Source organism: Actinomadura verrucosospora (assembly GCF_039540335.1).
GTDB classification, from domain to species: Bacteria; Actinomycetota; Actinomycetes; order Streptosporangiales; family Streptosporangiaceae; genus Spirillospora; species Spirillospora verrucosospora.
On record NZ_BAABEV010000009.1, the window covers coordinates 116,093 to 133,169 of the forward strand.

Sequence of the window (17,077 nt, forward strand, 5' to 3'; positions counted from 1 at the left end):
CTATCGGGCCATCCGCCCGTACATGCCGACCATGCGCTCCCCCGCCGCGTCCAGGAGCACCACCTGGGCCGCGACCGGGCTGGCCGCGGCCCCCGACGCCTCGGCGGCGAGGCGTTCGAGGCCCCCGGCCGTCCTGCGGCACAGCTCGCGCCCGCAGGGGCCGAGCTTGCCCGCGGCGTCCCACAGCCCGTAGACGTCCCGGACGGCCGGGGCCTGCGCCACCCGGCCCGCCAGGGCGGGACCGCAGTCCATGTCCAGCGTGATCGATTCCAGCAGGCCCGCGGCGCCGCCGAGGAAGGCGGCCTGGTCCTCCATGCGGGCGACCAGGACGACCTGTGCGAGCCCGTCCTCGACCGCCTCCCGCAGCCGGTCGGCGGCGATCGGGCCGAAGCACCCGTCGGGCAGGTTCGGCAGCATCCGGCGCGCGGCCTCCCGCGCGCCGTCCCCGTACATCACGAGCGTCTTCTCCGCAGCGGTCACCTGTGCCGTCCCTCCTGGTCGTCGGCGACGAGCCTCCCGGAGGCGCCGCCGGCGCGGCGCCACGGCACGCCGACGAGCGGCGGATCGGTCGCGGCCGTACGGCGCCGGCCGCCCACAGAATAGGCTGTCGCGGTGAGCTACCAGCGCCTGTCCCCGGACGAGCGGCGCGCCCAGATCCTGGACGTCGCGCGGCGGATGTTCACCGAGCTGCCGTACGCCGAGGTGTCCACGGCCGCGATCGCGCGGGAGACCGGCGTGCAGCGCGGCCTGATCCACTACTACTTCGGGACGAAGCGGGAGCTGTTCCTCAAGGTCGTCCAGGGGCTGACGGCCTCGGCCGCGATGCAGGCCCCGCCGCCGGACGAGCGGCTGGCGCTGCCCGAGGCGGTCGACCTGCTCGTCAACCTGTTCCTCGACACCGCCGAGCGCAACGCGACCACGTGGTTCGCCGCGCTCGACGCCGAGGGGTTCGGGCAGGACCCCGAACTCCTGCGCATCGTCAACCGGTTCCGGGACGAGACGGTCGAGCACATGTTGGCCGTGCTGCGCGTGGCCGAGCCGACCGAGACGCTGCGGGCCGTGCTGCGCGCCTACTCCGGGCTCGCGGACGCGGCGACGCGCCAGTGGCTCCAGGAGAAGACCCTCGACCGCGACCAGGTGCGCACGCTGCTCACCCGGTCGCTGCTCGCGCTGGTCAGCGACATCGGCCCCGCCCTGGAGAAGCCCCGGGAGGACCGGCCGCGGGCCGGCGCGGGCTAGCCGCGAGGCGTCTCGACGGTCCCCGGGACGGCGAACCAGACGGCCTTGCCGCGGACGGGCGGCCCGAGGCGGGAGAGGGTCCGCCGCAGGCCCCAGCGTCCGAGGGACAGCTCGTGGACGATGCTGAGCCCGCGCCCGCAGTCGCCGGACGTCCAGGAGTACCCGGGCAGGCCGACGTCGCCGTAGGTGTCGAAGACGGCGCACCGCAGTTCGCCCGCCGTCCCGTCGCCCATGTAGAGCCACAGCTCGTGCGGGCCGTGCTCGCCGGCGTGCTGGTGGGCGTTGGTGGCCAGCTCGCTCACCATGAGCCGGGCGTCGTCCGCCCCGGTGGGCGGGACGCCGAGGGAGGCGAGGGCGTCGCGCAGGACGCGGCGGGCGTACCCGGCGCCTCCGGGGCCGCCCGGCAGGGCCCACACCCAGCCGGGCACGCCGTCGCGCCGGGCCGGGTCGCGGCCCGCCATGGCGTGGGCCATGGTCTCCGCCGTCAGATCGGCTGGCGTGGTCTTCACGGTTCCTCCCGCGGTACTGGTGCGAATGCGAAGGGCGGGCGGGGCGACCGGTCGTCACTCTCGGTTGACGACCGATCACGGATCCAAGAGTCTCCTGAGATTCTCACAAACGCAACACCCTTCCCGGAATTGCTCTGACCTTCCTGCCGGGTTCGTCAATCGCGTTGTGACGGGCGCCGGGAGTGATAAAGACTCCACTCCCATGACCTACCGCCCCACCGTCCGTGGCCGACGACTCGCCAGGGAGCTCCGCAAGCTGCGCGAGGAGCAGGGCCTGACACTGCAGGAAGTGGCGGACCGGCTCGACTGGTCGAGAGCCACCGTCTCCCGCCTGGAAACCAGCCAGACCCGCCCCAAACCCGGCGACATCGCCGACATCCTCGACCTCTACGGCGTGCCGAGCCCGGACCGCGACGCGCTCATCACCCTGGCCCGGCAGGCCGGGCAGCGCGGCTGGTGGACCGCCTACCAGGACGTCTTCGCCGGCAGCTATGTCGCGCTGGAGGACGAGGCCTCCCACATCCGCACCTGGGACCCGCAGCTCGTGCACGGCCTGCTGCAGACCGAGGACTACTCCCGCGCGGTGATCACCGCGGGCCGGCTGCTGCCCTCGGACGAGGAGATCGAGCGCCGCATCGCCGCCCGCAAGATCCGCCAGGCGCTGCTGGACCGCGCCGACGCGCCGCGCCTGGAGGTGATCTTCGATGAGGCGGTGCTGCACCGCCCGATCGGCGGCGAGGAGGTGATGCGGGCCCAGCTGAACGTCCTCGCCACCGCCGCGGAGATCCGCCCATCCGTGACCATCCAGGTACTCCCCTACACAGCAGCGGCGCATGCGGGCTTGGACGGACGTTTCACCATATTGTCGTATCCGGACCCGGCAGACCCCGATATCGCCTACGTCGAGGGCACTATGGGCGACGTTTACCTCGAGAGCGCCGAGGAAATAGCAAAACATAGGGATCGCTTCGAACGCATCGCGAAGCGAGCCCTGTCCCCCGAGGAGTCCGCGCACCTCATAGCCAAGGCAGCAAGGAGCAGCCTGTGACCCACCTCCAGCGCGAACTCACCCTGGCCGTCTGGCGCAAGTCGTCCCGCAGCGGAAGCGGAGACCAGTGCGTCGAGATGGCGGCCCTGTCCAGCGACCTGCGCGCGGTGCGCGACTCGAAAGACCCCTCCGGGCCGGCCCTGGTGCTGACGCCGGCCGCCTGGCGGGGCCTGCTGGACGGGATCAAGGAGAGCTAGCGACCGGTCGACGGGGCCGCGGCGAGGTTCGCCGCGGCCCCGTCGCCGTACCTCCCCCGGTCCCGCGCCCTCCCCGGCGCCCCTTCCGAGAAAATAGAACGTGTTCTAGTATCGCCGGTGCGTCGACTACCGGAGGGTGCAACGTGACCGCGGAACTCAAGCTCGGCATCAACGTCGGCTACTGGCAGCGCGACCCCGACGACCAGACCGAGACGGTCCTGGCCGCCGAGCGCTGCGGCTACGACTCGGTGTTCACGGCCGAGGCGTACGGCTCGGACGCGTTCACCACGCTGGCCTGGTACGGCGCCCGCACGTCCCGGATCAAGCTGGGCACGGCCGTCGTCCAGATGTCGGCGCGGACCCCCGCGGCCACCGCGATGCACGCGCTCACCCTGGACGCGCTGTCGGGCGGGCGCGTGATCCTCGGCCTCGGCGCGTCCGGCCCCCAGGTCGTGGAGGGCTGGTACGGCCAGCCGTTCCCGAAGCCGCTCGCCCGCACCCGCGAGTACCTCGACATCGTCCGGCAGGTGTGGCGCCGCGAGGAGCCGGTGACCAGCGAGGGCCCGCACTACCCGCTGCCGTACCCCGGCGGGTCGGGCCTCGGCAAGCCGCTGAAGTCGATCGCCCACCCCGTGCGCCCGGAGATCCCCGTCTACCTGGGCGCGGAGGGCCCGAAGAACGTCGCGCTGTCGGCCGAGGTCGCGCAGGGCTGGCTGCCGCTGTTCGTCGACCCCGAGCAGATCGAGCCCGTCTTCGGCGGGTCGCTGGCCGGGCGCCCGGAGGGCTTCGAGATCGCCGCGACCGTCACCACGATCGTCACCGACGACCTGGCGTCCGCGCTGGAGTTCGCCAAGATCCCGCTCGCCTTCTACATCGGCGGGATGGGCGCCAAGGACCGCAACTTCCACCTCGACCTGATCGGCCGGCTCGGCTACGCGGAGGAGGCGGCACGCGTCCAGGAGCTGTTCCTGAGCGGCCGCCGGGACGAGGCGATCAAGGCCGTCCCGGACGCGCTGGCCGACGCGATCTCGCTCCTCGGCCCGCTCGGGCGGATCAAGGAGAGGCTGCGGCTGTGGCGCGACAGCCCGGTCACCACCCTGCTGATCGCCGGGGTGAGGGACGAGCCGACGCTGCGCGCCGTCAAGGAGATGGCCGACTCCTGAGAGACCGACGACACATCATCGCGCGGAATGGAGGTAGGGACCCGGGTGCTGCACGGTAGGCACCCAGGAAAGACGCAGACTGGAGATGGGACACACGATGTCCACGCAGGACGCCGCCCGGCTTCTCGTCAGGACCCTGGAGGCGGAGGGCGTCGAGTACGTCTTCGGCATCCCGGGTGAGGAGAACATCCATTTCGTCGACGCGCTGAACGACTCGCCGATCCGCTACGTCCTCGTCCGGCACGAGCAGGGCGCCGCGTTCATGGCGGAGATCTACGGCCGCCTCACCGGGAAGGCGGGCGTGGCCTCCGCCACGCTCGGCCCGGGAGCGATCAACCTCCAGCTCGGCGTCGCGGACGCCACCACCAACAGCACGCCCGTCGTCGCGATCTCCGCCCAGGTCGGACTGGACCGAATCTACAAGGAGTCGCACCAGATCGTCGACCTGGTGTCCCTGTTCCGCCCGATCACCAAGTGGTCGGAGCTGGCCCCGCGGGCGGAGGCGCTGCCCGAGATGGTGCGCAAGGCGTTCAAGACGGCGCAGACCGAGCGCCCCGGCGCCGTCTACCTGGCGATCCCGGAGGACGTCGAGTCGGCCGAGGTCTCCGCCGACCTCGGGCCGCTGCCGGTGAACGTCGTGCGCCCGCAGGAGCCGTCCGCGGCCCAGATCGCCCGCGCCGCCGACGTGATCGCGCTCGCGCGGCAGCCGATCGTGCTGGCGGGCCACGGCGCCACCCGGGCCCGCGCGAGCGACGCCCTCGTGTACTTCTCCGAGCGCCTCGGCCTGCCGGTCGCCACCACCTTCAACGGCAAGGGCGTCTTCCCCGACGACCACCGCAACGCCCTCGGCGCGGTCGGATTCATGCGCCACGACCACGTCAACTTCGGCTTCGACGAGGCGGACGTGCTGATCGCCGTCGGCTACGAGCTGCAGGAGTTCGACCCCGTCAAGGTCAACCCGAACGCGGACAAGAAGATCATCCACATCCACCAGTCGCCCGCCGAGGTGGACGACCACTACCCGGTCGAGGTCGGCATCCAGGGGGACGTGTCCCGGTCGCTGCGCGCCCTCGCCGACTCGGTCCACCGCCGCTTCGACGTGAACGCGACAGACCGTCCTCCAGCCCCCGCCCACCACCATCCAGCGGACGAGCTCCGCTCGACAGACCGTCCTCCAGCCCCCGCCCACCACCATTCAACGGACGAGCTCCGCTCGACAGGCCAGAAGATCCGCCGGATGCTCCAGGAGGAGCTGGCCGAGGGCGCGACCGAGGACGGCTACCCGCTCTCCCCCCGGCGCATCGTCGCCGACGTCCGCGCCGCGATGCGCCGCGGCGACATCGTCCTGGCCGACACCGGCGCGGTGAAGATGTGGATGGCCCGCATGTATCCGACCTACGAGCCGAACACGCTGCTGGTCTCCAACGGCCTGTCCTCGATGGGCTTCTCCGTCCCCGGCGCGATCGCCGCCAAGCTCGCGCACCCGGACCGCAGGGTCCTGGCGGCGACGGGGGACGGCGCGTTCCTGATGAACTCCCAGGAGCTGGAGACGGCCGTCCGCGAGAACATCCCCATCACCGTCCTGATCTGGGACGACTCCGCCTACGGGCTGATCGAGTGGAAGATGGACCTCGACCTCGGGCGCAGCTCCAACATCAGGTTCGGCAACCCCGACTTCGTCCGGTACGCCGAGAGCTTCGGCGCCCGCGGCTACCGCGTCGAGTCGGCCGCCGAGCTGCTGCCCACGCTGCGCAAGGCCCTCGCCGAGGACGCGGTCTCCGTCATCGCCGTCCCGGTCGACTACTCCCACAACCTGGCGCTGACCGACAAGCTCGGCGACCTCACCGGCCCGTTCTGACGCCGCGCGGCGCGGCCGCTCAGGCGCGGCAGACGATCTCGCCGTGGGTGACGGAGTACCAGCCGTCCTCGGCCGCCGCCCACGCCTTCCAGCCCTCGTAGACGCGCTGGAGCTCGGCGCGGGTGGCGTGGCCTCCGGCGACGGCGTGCTCGGCGACGGACGACCTGACCAGGCGGCCGCCCCAGGACTCGCTCCACCATTCGCGCTCCTGCGGGGTGGCGTAGCACCAGGCCGACGCGGACGCGGTGACGTCGGTGAATCCGGCGGCGCGCGCCCAGGAGACGAGGCGGCGGCCGGCGTCGGGCTCGCCGCCGTTGCCGCGCGCGACCTTGTAGTAGATCGGCAGCCAGGCGTCCATGCCCGGCGGGTCCGGGTACCAGGCCATGGTGCCGAAGTCGGCCTCGCGCACGGCGACGATCCCCCCGGGCCTCGCCACCCGGCGCATCTCCCGCAGCGCCTGGACGGGATCGCCGACGTGCTGCAGGACCTGGTGCGCGTGGACGACGTCGAACGTGCCGTCGGGATGCTCCAGGCCGTGGACGTCGGCCACCGCGAACTCGACGTTGTCCAGCGAGGCGGTGTTCCTGCGGGCCTCGTCCAGCACGGTCTCGGCCGAGTCGGCGGCGACCACGCGGCCCGGCGCGACGCGTTCGGCGATCCCCGCGGTGATGGTGCCCGGCCCGCAGCCGACGTCCAGGACCGACAGCCCGGGGCTCAGGTGCTCGATCAGGTAGGCGGCGGAGTTCTCGACCGTGCGCCACTGGTGCGCGCTCAGGACGCTCTCGTGGTGGCCATGGGTGTAGGTCGCCTTCGCGGTCATAGGGGATCACCTCTCTGTGTCCGGCGTCCCTCCACCGTACGACCGCTTCTCAGAATTTGAGAAATGTGTATCAACATGCGAGACATGGAGGCATGAGAAAAGGGATCGGGGCATCGGCCCCGATCCCTTTCCGGGTGGGTGTGCGTCACGCCGCCACGGCGACGCGGCGGACGGGCAGGGGCTGCGGACGCATCGGCAGGGCCTCGACCGCCGCGAGCGGGGGCGCGGTCTCGGCGTAGCCGTTCAGCGTCGCATGGGAGAGCTCGGTGAGCCACGGCTCCACGACGGTCCGCTCGGCGGGCCCGTCAAGCCGCGGCTGGGTGAGATGGAACGTGCCGGTCGCTGCGCTCACTGCCAACGCCCCTTCCTTCGCCCGGTGGGGCCGCGCCTGTGCGAGCGCCACCGTCTGTCACATACCCCTAGGTACGTCGTTGAAAGCGATCTGGTTCGACATCTGTTCCCGATGTCTTCCGAATCACAAGGTCAACGCTACGCGGAGGGTCTGACATTCTCGAACCCTTATTCGATCTAGTCGGGGCGCGGGGAAGGGACGGCGGTCACGGAGCGCAACAGCGGACGGCTCAGCGCGCTCGCGCCGAGGACGCCGCCGAAGCCGAGGACGACGAACCCCGCGAGCCCGGCCAGGCCGGAGAGCCCGACCCCCTGGGCGAACGGCAGCCCGAAGAGGATGCCGGTCAGCAGCGAGCCGCCGCCCATCACGGCGAGCGGGATCAGCGTCTCCTGGCGGCGCGCCCGGTCCAGGACGGACAGGGGCGTGCCCGCCAGGCGCAGCATCGCGTACGTCCGCCTGCGGTCCAGGACGGCGGACGCCCCGGTGATCCCCGCGCTGGTGATCCCCACCAGGAACGAGACGGCGAGGACGACCAGCGCGCCGGTGCGCAGGTCGGCCACCAGGAAGTCGCCGGTCACCTCGTCGTCGGCCGGCGTCGTGGCGACCCTGCCCGGGACGAGCCCGGTCAGCGCCGTGCGGGCCCGGTCGACCGCGGCGGGCCCGCCGCGGACGGTGACCGTCACGACGCCGGTCGCGGCGGCGCGGGCGCCGGGGGCGGGCGGGACGTTCCCGGTCTCGATCCGGCGCACCGACACTCCCGCGTCGAGACCGGCGAGCCTGCCCTCCGCCCGTTCGGCGACGGCGGCGGACCGCTCGTACGGGACGGCCAGTCTCAGCTCGTCCCGCGGCTCACCGGCGGACGGGTGCGCGTTCAGCAGGGCGAGGAACCCGGCGACGAAGCCGGTCAGCGCGACGCCGGCGACCGTCCGCCAGGCCGAGCGCGGGTCGTCCACGAGGCGGCGCCCGGCCAGCAGCCGGGCCGGGCCGCGCGCCGTCCCTACCGCCACGCGGCCGATGATCGCCACCACCCACGGGCCCGCGAAGTTGATCGCGAGGAAGGCCAGGACGAGGAAGACCATCAGGACGATCACGCCCGCCCGGCCCATGTCGACCAGGCCGCCGCCCACCGCCCCGAACGCGGTCACGACGGCGAGCAGCGCGACGATCCGGACGGCCCGCATGCCGGGCGGGGTCTCGCGGCGCGCGACGCCGAGCGGGCTGACGACCACGCGGCGCAGGCCGGCGACGGCGCTGGCGCCGACGAGCACGGGCACCGCCAGGAGCAGGCCCACGAGGACGGGCGGGCTCGGCCACAGCTCACCGGCGAACCAGCCGCCGCCCGCGATCGTGACCCGGGTGAGCGGCGGGACCGCCGCCGCGTAGAGCACGAGCCCGGCCGCCGCGCCCGCGGCGGCCGTCAGCACGGCCTCGGTCACGGTGATCGCGATGACCTGGCCGGGGGTGGCGCCGACCAGCCGCAGCGCCGCGAGCCTGCCGTCGCGGCGGGCCACGGTGAGCCGGGCCGCGGCGCCGCCGAACACCAGCAGCGGAACGACCATCAGCACCGACGCCAGGCCCGCCAGCAGCAGGTAGACGCCCGCCGACCAGGACGCGCCGGTCGCGAACCGGTCGACGCGCGACGGGCCGCCGGTCGTCCCGAGGTGGTCGGCGGCGCCCCGGCGGGCGGTCATGGCGGGATCGTCCGGGGCGCGCCCGACCACCGCGACGAGCTCTCCGGGATGGACGAGCGCGTCGCGTCCGAGGGTCCCCGCCCGGGACGGGAACCGCTGGGCGAGCCGGTCGGCGGGCAGGTCCCGCATCAGGCGGGCCAGAGCGGGCGACGTCCACACCTCGCCCGGCTCCGGGAAGCGGGGCATGCCGGGCGGGACGGGAGGGTCGCCCTCCAGCGCGGCCAGGTCGACGACCGTGATCGGCCTGCCTCGGACGTAGTCGGTCGACAGCGCCTCGATCATGGAGGGGTTCGCGGCCGGCCTCCCCGGATGCCGCCAGGCGTCGGCGTGCGCGCGCTGGAGGAACGCGTGGTCGGCGCCCACCGCGAACAGCAGGAGCCCCGTCGAGACGGCCACGGCGGCGAGGGTCAGGAGCGAGCCCAGCACGTCGTTCCGGCCGCCGCCCCGCAGCAGGCGCCAGGAGAGTTCCACCGCCGTGCGCATCAGGCCGTCCTCTCCAGGGGCGGCCGGACGCGGCCGTCGCGGACCTCCACGACGCGGTCGCACCAGGCCGCGACCGAAGGGTCGTGGGTGACGACGACCAGGGACGCGCCGTTGTGCTTGGTGGCGTCCACGAGCAGCCGCATGGTCTCGTGGCCGGTCGCCTGGTCGAGCGCGCCGGTCGGCTCGTCGGCGAACACGACGGCCGGGAGGGGCACGAGCGCGCGGGCGATCGCGACGCGCTGCGCCTGGCCGCCCGACAGCTCGCCCGGGCGCCGGTGCTCCAGCCCGTCCAGCCCGAGCGGCCCGAACCAGTCCCGCGCCGCCCGCACCGCCTCCCGCCTCGGCGTCCCGTTCAGCATCAGCGGCAGCGCGACGTTCTCCACCGCGGGCAGCTCGGGGAGCAGCTGCCCGAACTGGAACACGAAGCCGAACCGGCTCCGGCGCAGCGCGCTGCGGGGGCGCTCGCCGAGCGTGTCGATCCGCCGGCCGAGCAGGTGCACCTCCCCCGCGTCCGGCTTCAGGATCCCGGCGAGGCAGTGCAGCAGCGTCGACTTGCCCGACCCGGACGGGCCCATGATCGCGACGGCCTCGGCGCGGCCCGCGGCCAGGTCGACGCCGTCCAGCGCGACGGCCGTCCCGAACCGCTTCACCAGCCCGCGGCCGGACAGGACGGGCTCGCTCACGCCGCCTCCTCCCGCTCTCCCGCCGCGGACGGCCCGCCGGCCGGGCGCAGATCCAGGACGTTGTCGGGCGGACGGGTGCGGCGGCGGTCGCGGACGGACTCGGCGATCTCCATGGCGGGCATCACGACGCCGCCGTAGACCACGAACGCGGCGAACACGGCGGCGAGGGGAACGTAGATCAGGTACATGCCCCCAGCCTGCGCCGCGCCGCCGCCCCGCCGCATCGGACGCGAAGCCGGTACCGGGGGCGCCGGATCGGCCGAATGGCCGATCCGGGGATCCGCATCGGGTCGTACGCTGCTTGAACGTGAGCGACGTTGGGGCACGTCTGGACCGCATCCATTCGGTGGGCGGCTGCCTGGTGCGCGCGGCGTACGCCGGGTTCGCGTCCCTGTACCTGCTGGGGTGCACGGCCGCCGCGTTCCGGGACCCCTCCGCCCTGTGGATGGTGTTCGTCGCGCTGGTGGCCAACGTCGCGGCGGTCTCCGGTCGCGGCCTCCTGGTGTGGGCGGCCGGGGCGGGGGCGCTGTCGGTGCTCAGCACCCTCTGCCTCGGCGCGGTGGTGCGGCCCGCGGCCGGCGCCCCGAGCCTGTTCGCGGAGATCGGCGGCCTGCTGATCATCCTCGCGCGGGTGGTGTGGAAGGCCCGCCGCGACCGGCTCGTCCCGGTCGCGGTGCTGCTCGCCGCGGCGGTCCTGGCGACCCCGCTGCGCTGGTCGCTGATCGCGGCGGCCCTGTTCACCGCGCCGCTCGGCATCACCGTGGCGGTCGCGCTCGGCGTCGGCCTCTACCTGCGGGCGCTGGACGCGCGGCGGGCCAGGTCGCTGGCCTCGGCACGCCGGGACGAGCGGCTGGAGCTGGCCCGCGACCTGCACGACTTCGTCGCCCACCACGTGACCGGCATCGTCGTCCAGGCGCAGGCGGCGCGGTTCACGGCCCGGTCCGGCGCCGCGCAGACGCAGGAGCAGCTCGACCGGATGCTCGGCGAGATCGAGAAGGCCGGCACCGAGGCGCTCACGTCGATGCGGCGCATGGTCGGGCTGCTGCGCGACGCCCAGAACGTCAACGCCCCGGACGGGGACGCCCTCCCGGACGGCGGCTCCAGCACCCGTCCCGTCGGCGACCTCGAACGGCTCAGGGATCTCGTCGAGGGGTTCGCCCACCCGCCCGCCGCGCTCACGCTGGAGCCCGGCCTCGGCACGCTGCCGCCGGAGGTCGCGGCGTCGGCGCACCGCGTCGTCCAGGAGGCGCTGACCAACGTCCGCAAGCACGCCGCCGACGCCGCGTCCGTGCGGGTCACGCTGGCGCGGGTCGGAGCCGACGTCGAGATCGCCGTGCGGGACGACGGGCGGGGGCGCGGCGGCCGGCGGCTGCCGTCCGGCGGGTTCGGGCTCACCGGGCTGGGCGAGCGGGTCGGCGCGCTCGGCGGGCGGCTGCACGCGGGCCCGCGCCCCGAGGGCGGGTGGGAGGTCGTCGCACGCCTCCCCGTATCGGACGGATAACCGGGGATGCTGACACAATCGGCAAGGTGACCATCCGCGTACTGATCGCCGACGACCAGGAGATGGTCCGGACCGGGTTCCGGATGATCGTCGACTCGCAGCCCGACATGCAGGTCGTCGGGGAGGCCGCCGACGGCGCCGAGGCCGTCGCGCTGGCCCGCCGCCTGCGCCCGCAGGTGTGCCTGTTCGACATCCGGATGCCGCGGATGGACGGGCTGGAGGCGACCCGCGCCCTCGCCGGCCCGGGCGTCCCCGACCCGCCCCGCATCGTGATCGTCACGACGTTCGACATGGACGAGTACGTCTACGGGGCGCTGCGCGGCGGCGCGGTCGGGTTCCTGCTGAAGGACAGCGGGCCCGCGCTGCTGGTGGAGGCCGTCCGCGCGGCGGCGAACGGCGGGTCGCTGGTGTCGCCGTCCGTCACCGTCCGGCTGCTGGAGCACCTGGCCAGGCGGCCCGCGCGCCCTGTCCAGCCGCGCGAGCCGCTCACCGAGCGGGAGCTGGACGTGGTCCGGCTCGTGGCGCGCGGCCGGACGAACGAGGAGATCGCCGCGGAGCTGTACGTGTCGCTCTCCACGGTCAAGACGCACCTCGGCAGCGTCAACCGCAAGCTGGAGACGCGGAACCGGGTCGCGACGGCGGCGTGGGCCTGGGAGTCGGGCCTGATGACCTGACGGGCCCGGCAGGGGAACGCAGACGGGGGAAGCGCGGAAGACGGGGGAGGCTCGGCACTGGCACCGGAGTCGATGAACGGACTGCCCGTGACGGTCCTGGTCGTGTGGGTGCTGTGCGCCGCGGGCTGGGGCGCCGTCCTGCTGGCCCTGCGGCGCGGCATGCGCGGACCGTCGAGGGGGCCCGCCCTGTTCGCGCACACCGTGACCCCGGCGGGGACCGTCCTGCTCTTCTCGCTGATCGGTCTCGGGTCGCTGTACGCGAGCATCGCGCTGGCCGCCGAGTGGTGGGCGCTGCTGGCGGTGACCCGGTTCCGTCCCGAGCGGCTGCTGTCCACAGGTGGCCTCGGGCGCCTCGCCGCCTGGGCGGCCGTCACCGCGGCCGCGACGTGCGCGGTCACCCAGCTCGTGCTCCCCATGTGACGATCTTGTAAGGGCCCGAACTCCCGTTGGGCCGCGCCGGTCAAACGTACGTAGTATCCAAAACAGCCAACAGCAAAGGCCCTGGGGAGGTGGATCATGCCGTGTGCGCTGTGCGGCGACATCATCCCGACCGAGGTCGACCGGTGCCCGGCCTGCGGCGCGTGGGCGCGGCGCCGCGACTTCCGGGCCGTCGGCGTGGCGGTGTTCATGCTGCTCGGCTTCAACGCGTTCGTGGCCCTCGGCTCGGGGATCAGCCTGCTCAGGCTGGCGCAGCCGCTGCACGGCGCGACCCACGACAGCTATGACGCCGCCGCCACCGGCAAGGCCCTCGCCCCCTACGGGGACGTGTTCACGATCGGCGCGATCATGGCCGGGGTCACCGGCCTGCTGTACCTGACCTGGCTGTGGCGGGCGTTCCACCAGTCCCCCGGGCCGCACCGCCACCACCGCGCCTGGGTGCTGCTCGGCTGGTTCCTCCCGGTCGTCAACCTGTGGCTGCCGCCCCGGATGGTCTACGAGGTGTGGGTGAACAGCGGCCGGTACCGGACGGCCGAGCGCCAGGCCGCCGGGCTCGTCGTCGGGGGCTGGTGGGGCTGCGCCCTGCTCGGCCTGGTCCTCGGGCGCGTGTTCACGCACGGCAGCGTCGAGACGCTCGCCGACGCCCGCCTCGACGTGCACGTCGGCGTCGCGGCGGCCGCCTTCCAGGCCCTCGCCGCCGCCCTGTGCATGGCGACCGTCTTCCAGATCACCCGGATCCAGATCACCCGGTGACCCGCCCGGACCGGGCCGCGCGGGTCAGGCGGGCGGGGGGCCGGAGCTTCCCTGGCTGGTGTGCCAGAGGGGTGTTCTCGGCGGGCGCTTGATGGCCGGCCCCGCGTGCCCGATGTCGGAGTAGGGCGACATCGCGAACCCCGTGGGCTGGACGACGCGGCGGCCCACCGGGCGGCTCCGGCCGGACCGGCCCGCCATGGCCGCGCGGACGGCGTCGGGGCCGCCGCGGCGCCACTCCTCGTGCAGGGCGTTCAGGTCCCAGCAGGCGTTCGCGGTGATCGAGACGGCGCGCTCCCCGGCGCGGCGGAGCCGCCCCCGGGCGACGAGCAGCCAGGAGCCGAACACGGTGGCGGCGCACCTGTCCTGCACCGACTCGAAGAACGTGAGGTCGACCGGGCCGGTCGCGTCGTCCAGCGTGGCGAAGATGACGCGCTGCCCCGACCTGACCGCCGGGGTCTGCGTCGCCACCTTGACCCCGGCGACCAGGACCTCGCTCTTGTCCGGACGCCCCGGCAGGTCGGCGGCGCTGACGACGCCGAGCCCGGCGAGCAGCCCGGCGTAGAAGGTCATGACGTGCCGGCTCACGTCCATGCCGAGGATGTCGAGCTCCGCCTCGACCACCTCGGCGGGCGTCATCGGCGGCAGCCCGCCCGCCGGGATCTCCTCCTCCGGCCCCGTCTCCGCACCCGCCGGAATCTCGTCGCCGTCCTCGCGGCCGAGGGGGAGCTGGCCCTCCGGGACGTGCGCGGGACGGGCGGTGACCCGGTCGAGGGCGCCGACGCGGCACAGCAGGTCGCGGCGCGGGACGCCCTCGTGGAGGGCGTCGAACGCGCCCGCCAGGACCAGCCGCTCGGCGATCGGGCGCGACACCCGGGCGCGGCGCCAGAAGTCGGTCAGCGACCGGTACGGCCGGGCCTCGGCGATCCTGCCGATCTCGGCGTCGGAGATGCCCCTGACCTCGCTCAGCGCCACCCGGATCCCGGCCCGGCCGCCCGCCGGGACGGGTTCGGCGCGCCAGTCGGCCTCCGAGCGGTTGACGTCCAGCGGAAGGATCGGGACGCCGAAGTGCCGGGCGTCGTCGAGGATGACCCGCTTGGGGTACATGCCGGGGTCGTGGGTGAGGACGCCGGCGTAGAAGGCGGCCGTGTGGTGCCGCTTCAGCCAGGCCGACTGGTAGGTGGGCAGCGCGAACGACGCGGCGTGGGCCTTGCAGAAGCCGAACGCGCCGAACGCGGTCAGCATCCGCCACACGCGCTCGACCGTCGCCCCGTCGTACCCGCGCGCCAGCGCCCGCTCGCGGAACCAGGCGCCGACCACGGCCTGGCCCCGCTCGTGGTTCAGGCTCCGCCGCGCCGCCTCCGCCCTGGACAGGCCGCAGCCGGTCATCACGTCGATGACGCGCAGCACCTGCTCGTGGAAGACGACCACGCCGAGGCTCTCCCGCAGCGCGGGTTCGAGGTCGGGATGCGGGTAGCCGGGCTCCCGCTTCCCGGCGCGGGCCTCCAGGAACGGCGTCACCATGTCGGAGTTGACCGGGCCGGGGCGGAACAGCGAGATGTCGATGACCAGGTCGTCCAGGTCGCGGGGCTGGAGCCGTCCGATCAGCTCCCGCTGGCCGGGCGACTCGATCTGGAAGCAGCCGAGCGTCCGGGACGTGCGCACCAGCGCGTACGTCTCGGGGTCGTCGCGCGGGACGTCCTCCAGCGCGATCTCCTCCCCCGTCACCCGGGCGACCTCCGCCACCGCGTGCGCCATCGCCGACTGCATCCGGACGCCGATCACGTCGAGCTTGAGCAGCCCCATCGCCTCGACGTCGTCCTTGTCGAACTGGCTCATCGGGAACCCCACGGCGGCGCGCTCGACCGGAACCCGGTCCCGCAGGCCAGGGTTCGACAGCAGGACGCCGCACGGGTGCATGGCGATGTGGCGGGGCAGCCCGTCCAGGCGCTCGGCGATCCGGAACAGCACCTCCAGGCGGCCCGCCGCCAGGTTGCTCTGCCGGAGCTCGGGCAGGTCGTCCAGGGCCGCGCGGATCTGGTTCGCCCGGATCCGCGGGAACGCCTTGGCGATCGCGTCGATCTCGTGCGGCGGGAGCCCGACGGCGTTGCCGACGTCGCGCAGCGCGCTGCGCGCACGGTAGGTCTCCATCATCGACACGCACGCCGTGGCGTCGGCGCCGAACCGGTCGAACAGCGCCTGGTAGGCCTCCAGCCGGCGGGCCGACTCCACGTCCAGGTCGATGTCGGGCAGGCCCTCGCGGCTGTCGGCGAGGAACCGCTCCATCACCAGGTCGTGCCGCAGCGGGTCCAGGTCGCCGATGCCGACCAGGTAGTTGACCAGGCTGCCCGCGCCCGAGCCGCGGATCGCGCAGCGGATGCCGCGCGCCCTGATCAGCGCGGCGGCGTCGGCGACGGTGAGGAAGTACGGCGCCAGGCCCTTGCGCCCGATCACGCCGAGTTCCTGGTCGAGCCGGGCCGCCGCCTCGCGCGACCCGGCGAGCCCGCGCCGCGCCATCCCCTCCGCGCACCGGGCGGCGAGCCGGGCGTGCGGGTCGCCCTCGACGGCCGGCAGGTGGACCTCGTCCGTGCCGAGGTCGCGGCCGGGATCGAGGACGCAGCGCTCCGACAGCCGCCGGGTGGCCGCGAGCAGCGCGTCGGCCTCGTCCGGGCCACAGCTCCGCTCCGCGACCCGGCGCATCTCGGGGATCGACTTCAGGTACGCCTGGCCGGTGCGGTCGTCCAGGTGCCGCCGGTCGAGCGGGACCAGGCGGCGCGTCACGTCCAGGACCTGCGCGACCGGGTGGTCGGACGGGTCCAGGTAGCGGACGGCGTTGCCCAGGACGGCGGGCGCCCCGGCCTCGCGGGCGAGCGCGAGCATCCGCGCCGCCCGGGGCCCGTCGCCCCTGTCGCGGTGGTCGACGATCTCGATCATGGTCTCGGCCGCGGCGCGCCACGCCGCGAGCCGGGCCGCCGCCACGTCCGGGCGGCGCCCGGTGAGGGCCCGGCCGACGTCCGAGGCCGGGCCGAGCAGGACGATGAGGCCCTCGGCGTGCGCGGCGACCATCTCCCTGGTCACCAGCGGGCGGCCGCGGTCGCCCGCCGCGTGCGCCGCCGTCACCAGCCGGCACAGCGACCGCCACCCGGCGCGGCCCTCGGCGAGGACGACCACGCGCTCCTCCCCGGTGGAGGCGACCCTGAGGTCGGCGCCGACGACGGCGCCGATCCCCGCGTCGGCGCACGCCCGGACGTGCCGGACGGCGCCGTACAGGCCGTCGCGGTCGGTCAGCGCCAGCGTCTCCATGCCGAGGACCGCCGCGCGCTCCGCCAGCGCCGCGGGCGGCGCGACGCCGAACCGGAGCGAATAGGACGAAGCGACATGAATATGCACGTCAGTCCCATACCCGGGATAGCAGCCAACTGTCGGCGGCGACGTCATAACGCAGCTCGTAGACGCCGATCTCCCGGTCCGGGGTCGCCTCGATCCGCCAGAACTCCCGCTCGCCGGCGGCCTCGCCGTCCGGATGCCGCTCCCGCCACCAGTCGCGGGTCGTGACCCAGTGCTCCAGCACCCGCCTGACGGTGTAGAGCCGGCCACGCCAGACGAACCGGACCGGACGGCCGTCGCTCACCCAGACGTCCACCGGATCGCCGAACACGCGCGTCATCTGC

At 74.1% G+C, this 17,077-nt stretch carries 18 protein-coding genes; 9 read left to right on the top strand and 9 right to left on the bottom strand.

The annotated features are described in order from the left end of the window. A complete protein-coding gene (locus ABD944_RS13205) occupies positions 1–480 on the bottom strand; it encodes a hypothetical protein (RefSeq protein ID WP_345175790.1) in 480 nt (159 codons plus the stop codon). Positions 481–612: 132 nt separating this feature from the next. On the opposite strand from ABD944_RS13205, the gene ABD944_RS13210 reads away from it, so the two are divergent. Beyond that, positions 613–1,239 carry a TetR/AcrR family transcriptional regulator gene (locus tag ABD944_RS13210; protein WP_345175792.1) on the top strand — a complete coding sequence of 209 codons (627 nt, stop codon included), beginning with the start codon at positions 613–615 and terminating at the stop codon, positions 1,237–1,239. Here ABD944_RS13210 and ABD944_RS13215 read toward each other — a convergent pair. Further along, a complete protein-coding gene (locus tag ABD944_RS13215) occupies positions 1,236–1,748 on the bottom strand; it encodes an ATP-binding protein (protein WP_345175795.1) in 513 nt (170 codons plus the stop codon). The genes ABD944_RS13210 and ABD944_RS13215 overlap by 4 nt on opposite strands. Before the next feature lie 202 nt (positions 1,749–1,950). Here ABD944_RS13215 and ABD944_RS13220 point away from each other — a divergent pair, with 202 nt between their 5' ends. From ABD944_RS13220 to ABD944_RS13235, 4 genes are all read left to right on the top strand, one after another. After that, complete coding sequence (locus tag ABD944_RS13220) at positions 1,951–2,796, top strand: helix-turn-helix domain-containing protein (protein ID WP_345175797.1); 846 nt, start codon at positions 1,951–1,953, stop codon at positions 2,794–2,796. After that, entirely contained in the window at positions 2,793–2,993 is a 201-nt protein-coding gene (locus ABD944_RS13225) for a DUF397 domain-containing protein (RefSeq protein ID WP_089309643.1), read from the top strand. The genes ABD944_RS13220 and ABD944_RS13225 overlap by 4 nt, the downstream gene beginning before the upstream one ends. Positions 2,994–3,136: 143 nt before the next feature. Then, positions 3,137–4,156 (top strand): LLM class F420-dependent oxidoreductase, encoded by a 1,020-nt coding sequence (locus tag ABD944_RS13230; RefSeq protein WP_345175801.1) that lies wholly within the window; start codon positions 3,137–3,139, stop codon positions 4,154–4,156. Positions 4,157–4,253: 97 nt separating this feature from the next. Then, positions 4,254–6,014, top strand: a complete 1,761-nt coding sequence (locus tag ABD944_RS13235) for an acetolactate synthase large subunit (protein ID WP_345175803.1) — start codon at positions 4,254–4,256, stop codon at positions 6,012–6,014. Between the two features lie 19 nt (positions 6,015–6,033). On the opposite strand, the gene ABD944_RS13240 is transcribed toward ABD944_RS13235, so the two are convergent. The 5 genes from ABD944_RS13240 to ABD944_RS13260 form a co-directional block, all read right to left on the bottom strand. Continuing rightward, positions 6,034–6,834 (bottom strand): methyltransferase domain-containing protein, encoded by an 801-nt coding sequence (locus ABD944_RS13240; protein ID WP_345175805.1) that lies wholly within the window; start codon positions 6,832–6,834, stop codon positions 6,034–6,036. Positions 6,835–6,979: 145 nt separating this feature from the next. Then, positions 6,980–7,186 carry a hypothetical protein gene (locus ABD944_RS13245; protein ID WP_345175807.1) on the bottom strand — a complete coding sequence of 69 codons (207 nt, stop codon included), beginning with the start codon at positions 7,184–7,186 and terminating at the stop codon, positions 6,980–6,982. 176 nt (positions 7,187–7,362) lie between these two features. Next, positions 7,363–9,360 (bottom strand): ABC transporter permease family protein, encoded by a 1,998-nt coding sequence (locus ABD944_RS13250; protein ID WP_345175810.1) that lies wholly within the window; start codon positions 9,358–9,360, stop codon positions 7,363–7,365. Next, positions 9,360–10,043, bottom strand: a complete 684-nt coding sequence (locus ABD944_RS13255; protein ID WP_345175812.1) for an ABC transporter ATP-binding protein — start codon at positions 10,041–10,043, stop codon at positions 9,360–9,362. The genes ABD944_RS13250 and ABD944_RS13255 overlap by 1 nt, the downstream gene beginning before the upstream one ends. Beyond that, a complete protein-coding gene (locus ABD944_RS13260; RefSeq protein WP_345175814.1) occupies positions 10,040–10,231 on the bottom strand; it encodes a hypothetical protein in 192 nt (63 codons plus the stop codon). The genes ABD944_RS13255 and ABD944_RS13260 overlap by 4 nt, the downstream gene beginning before the upstream one ends. Positions 10,232–10,350: 119 nt before the next feature. On the opposite strand from ABD944_RS13260, the gene ABD944_RS13265 reads away from it, so the two are divergent. The 4 genes from ABD944_RS13265 to ABD944_RS13280 all read left to right on the top strand — a co-directional run bounded on the left by ABD944_RS13265 (position 10,351) and on the right by ABD944_RS13280 (position 13,409). Continuing rightward, positions 10,351–11,544, top strand: coding sequence for a sensor histidine kinase (locus tag ABD944_RS13265; protein WP_345175815.1), 1,194 nt, complete (start codon positions 10,351–10,353; stop codon positions 11,542–11,544). Positions 11,545–11,570: 26 nt separating this feature from the next. Next, the gene (locus tag ABD944_RS13270; protein WP_345175817.1) at positions 11,571–12,218 is read left to right on the top strand and encodes a response regulator; all 648 of its coding nucleotides are present in this window, start codon (positions 11,571–11,573) and stop codon (positions 12,216–12,218) included. Positions 12,219–12,290: 72 nt separating this feature from the next. Next, positions 12,291–12,638: a hypothetical protein gene (locus tag ABD944_RS13275; protein ID WP_345175818.1), complete on the top strand. Its 348-nt coding sequence runs from the start codon at positions 12,291–12,293 to the stop codon at positions 12,636–12,638. Between the two features lie 96 nt (positions 12,639–12,734). Further along, entirely contained in the window at positions 12,735–13,409 is a 675-nt protein-coding gene (locus tag ABD944_RS13280; RefSeq protein WP_345175819.1) for a DUF4328 domain-containing protein, read from the top strand. 24 nt (positions 13,410–13,433) lie between these two features. Here the strand turns inward: ABD944_RS13280 and ABD944_RS13285 are convergent, their stop codons facing one another. Both ABD944_RS13285 and ABD944_RS13290 read right to left on the bottom strand, forming a co-directional pair. Continuing rightward, on the bottom strand, positions 13,434–16,796 hold the full coding sequence (locus tag ABD944_RS13285; RefSeq protein ID WP_345175820.1) for a DNA polymerase III subunit alpha: 3,363 nt from the start codon (positions 16,794–16,796) through the stop codon (positions 13,434–13,436). Position 16,797: 1 nt separating this feature from the next. Further along, positions 16,798–17,073, bottom strand: coding sequence for a DUF6504 family protein (locus tag ABD944_RS13290; protein WP_345175822.1), 276 nt, complete (start codon positions 17,071–17,073; stop codon positions 16,798–16,800). Positions 17,074–17,077: the final 4 nt, after the last annotated feature.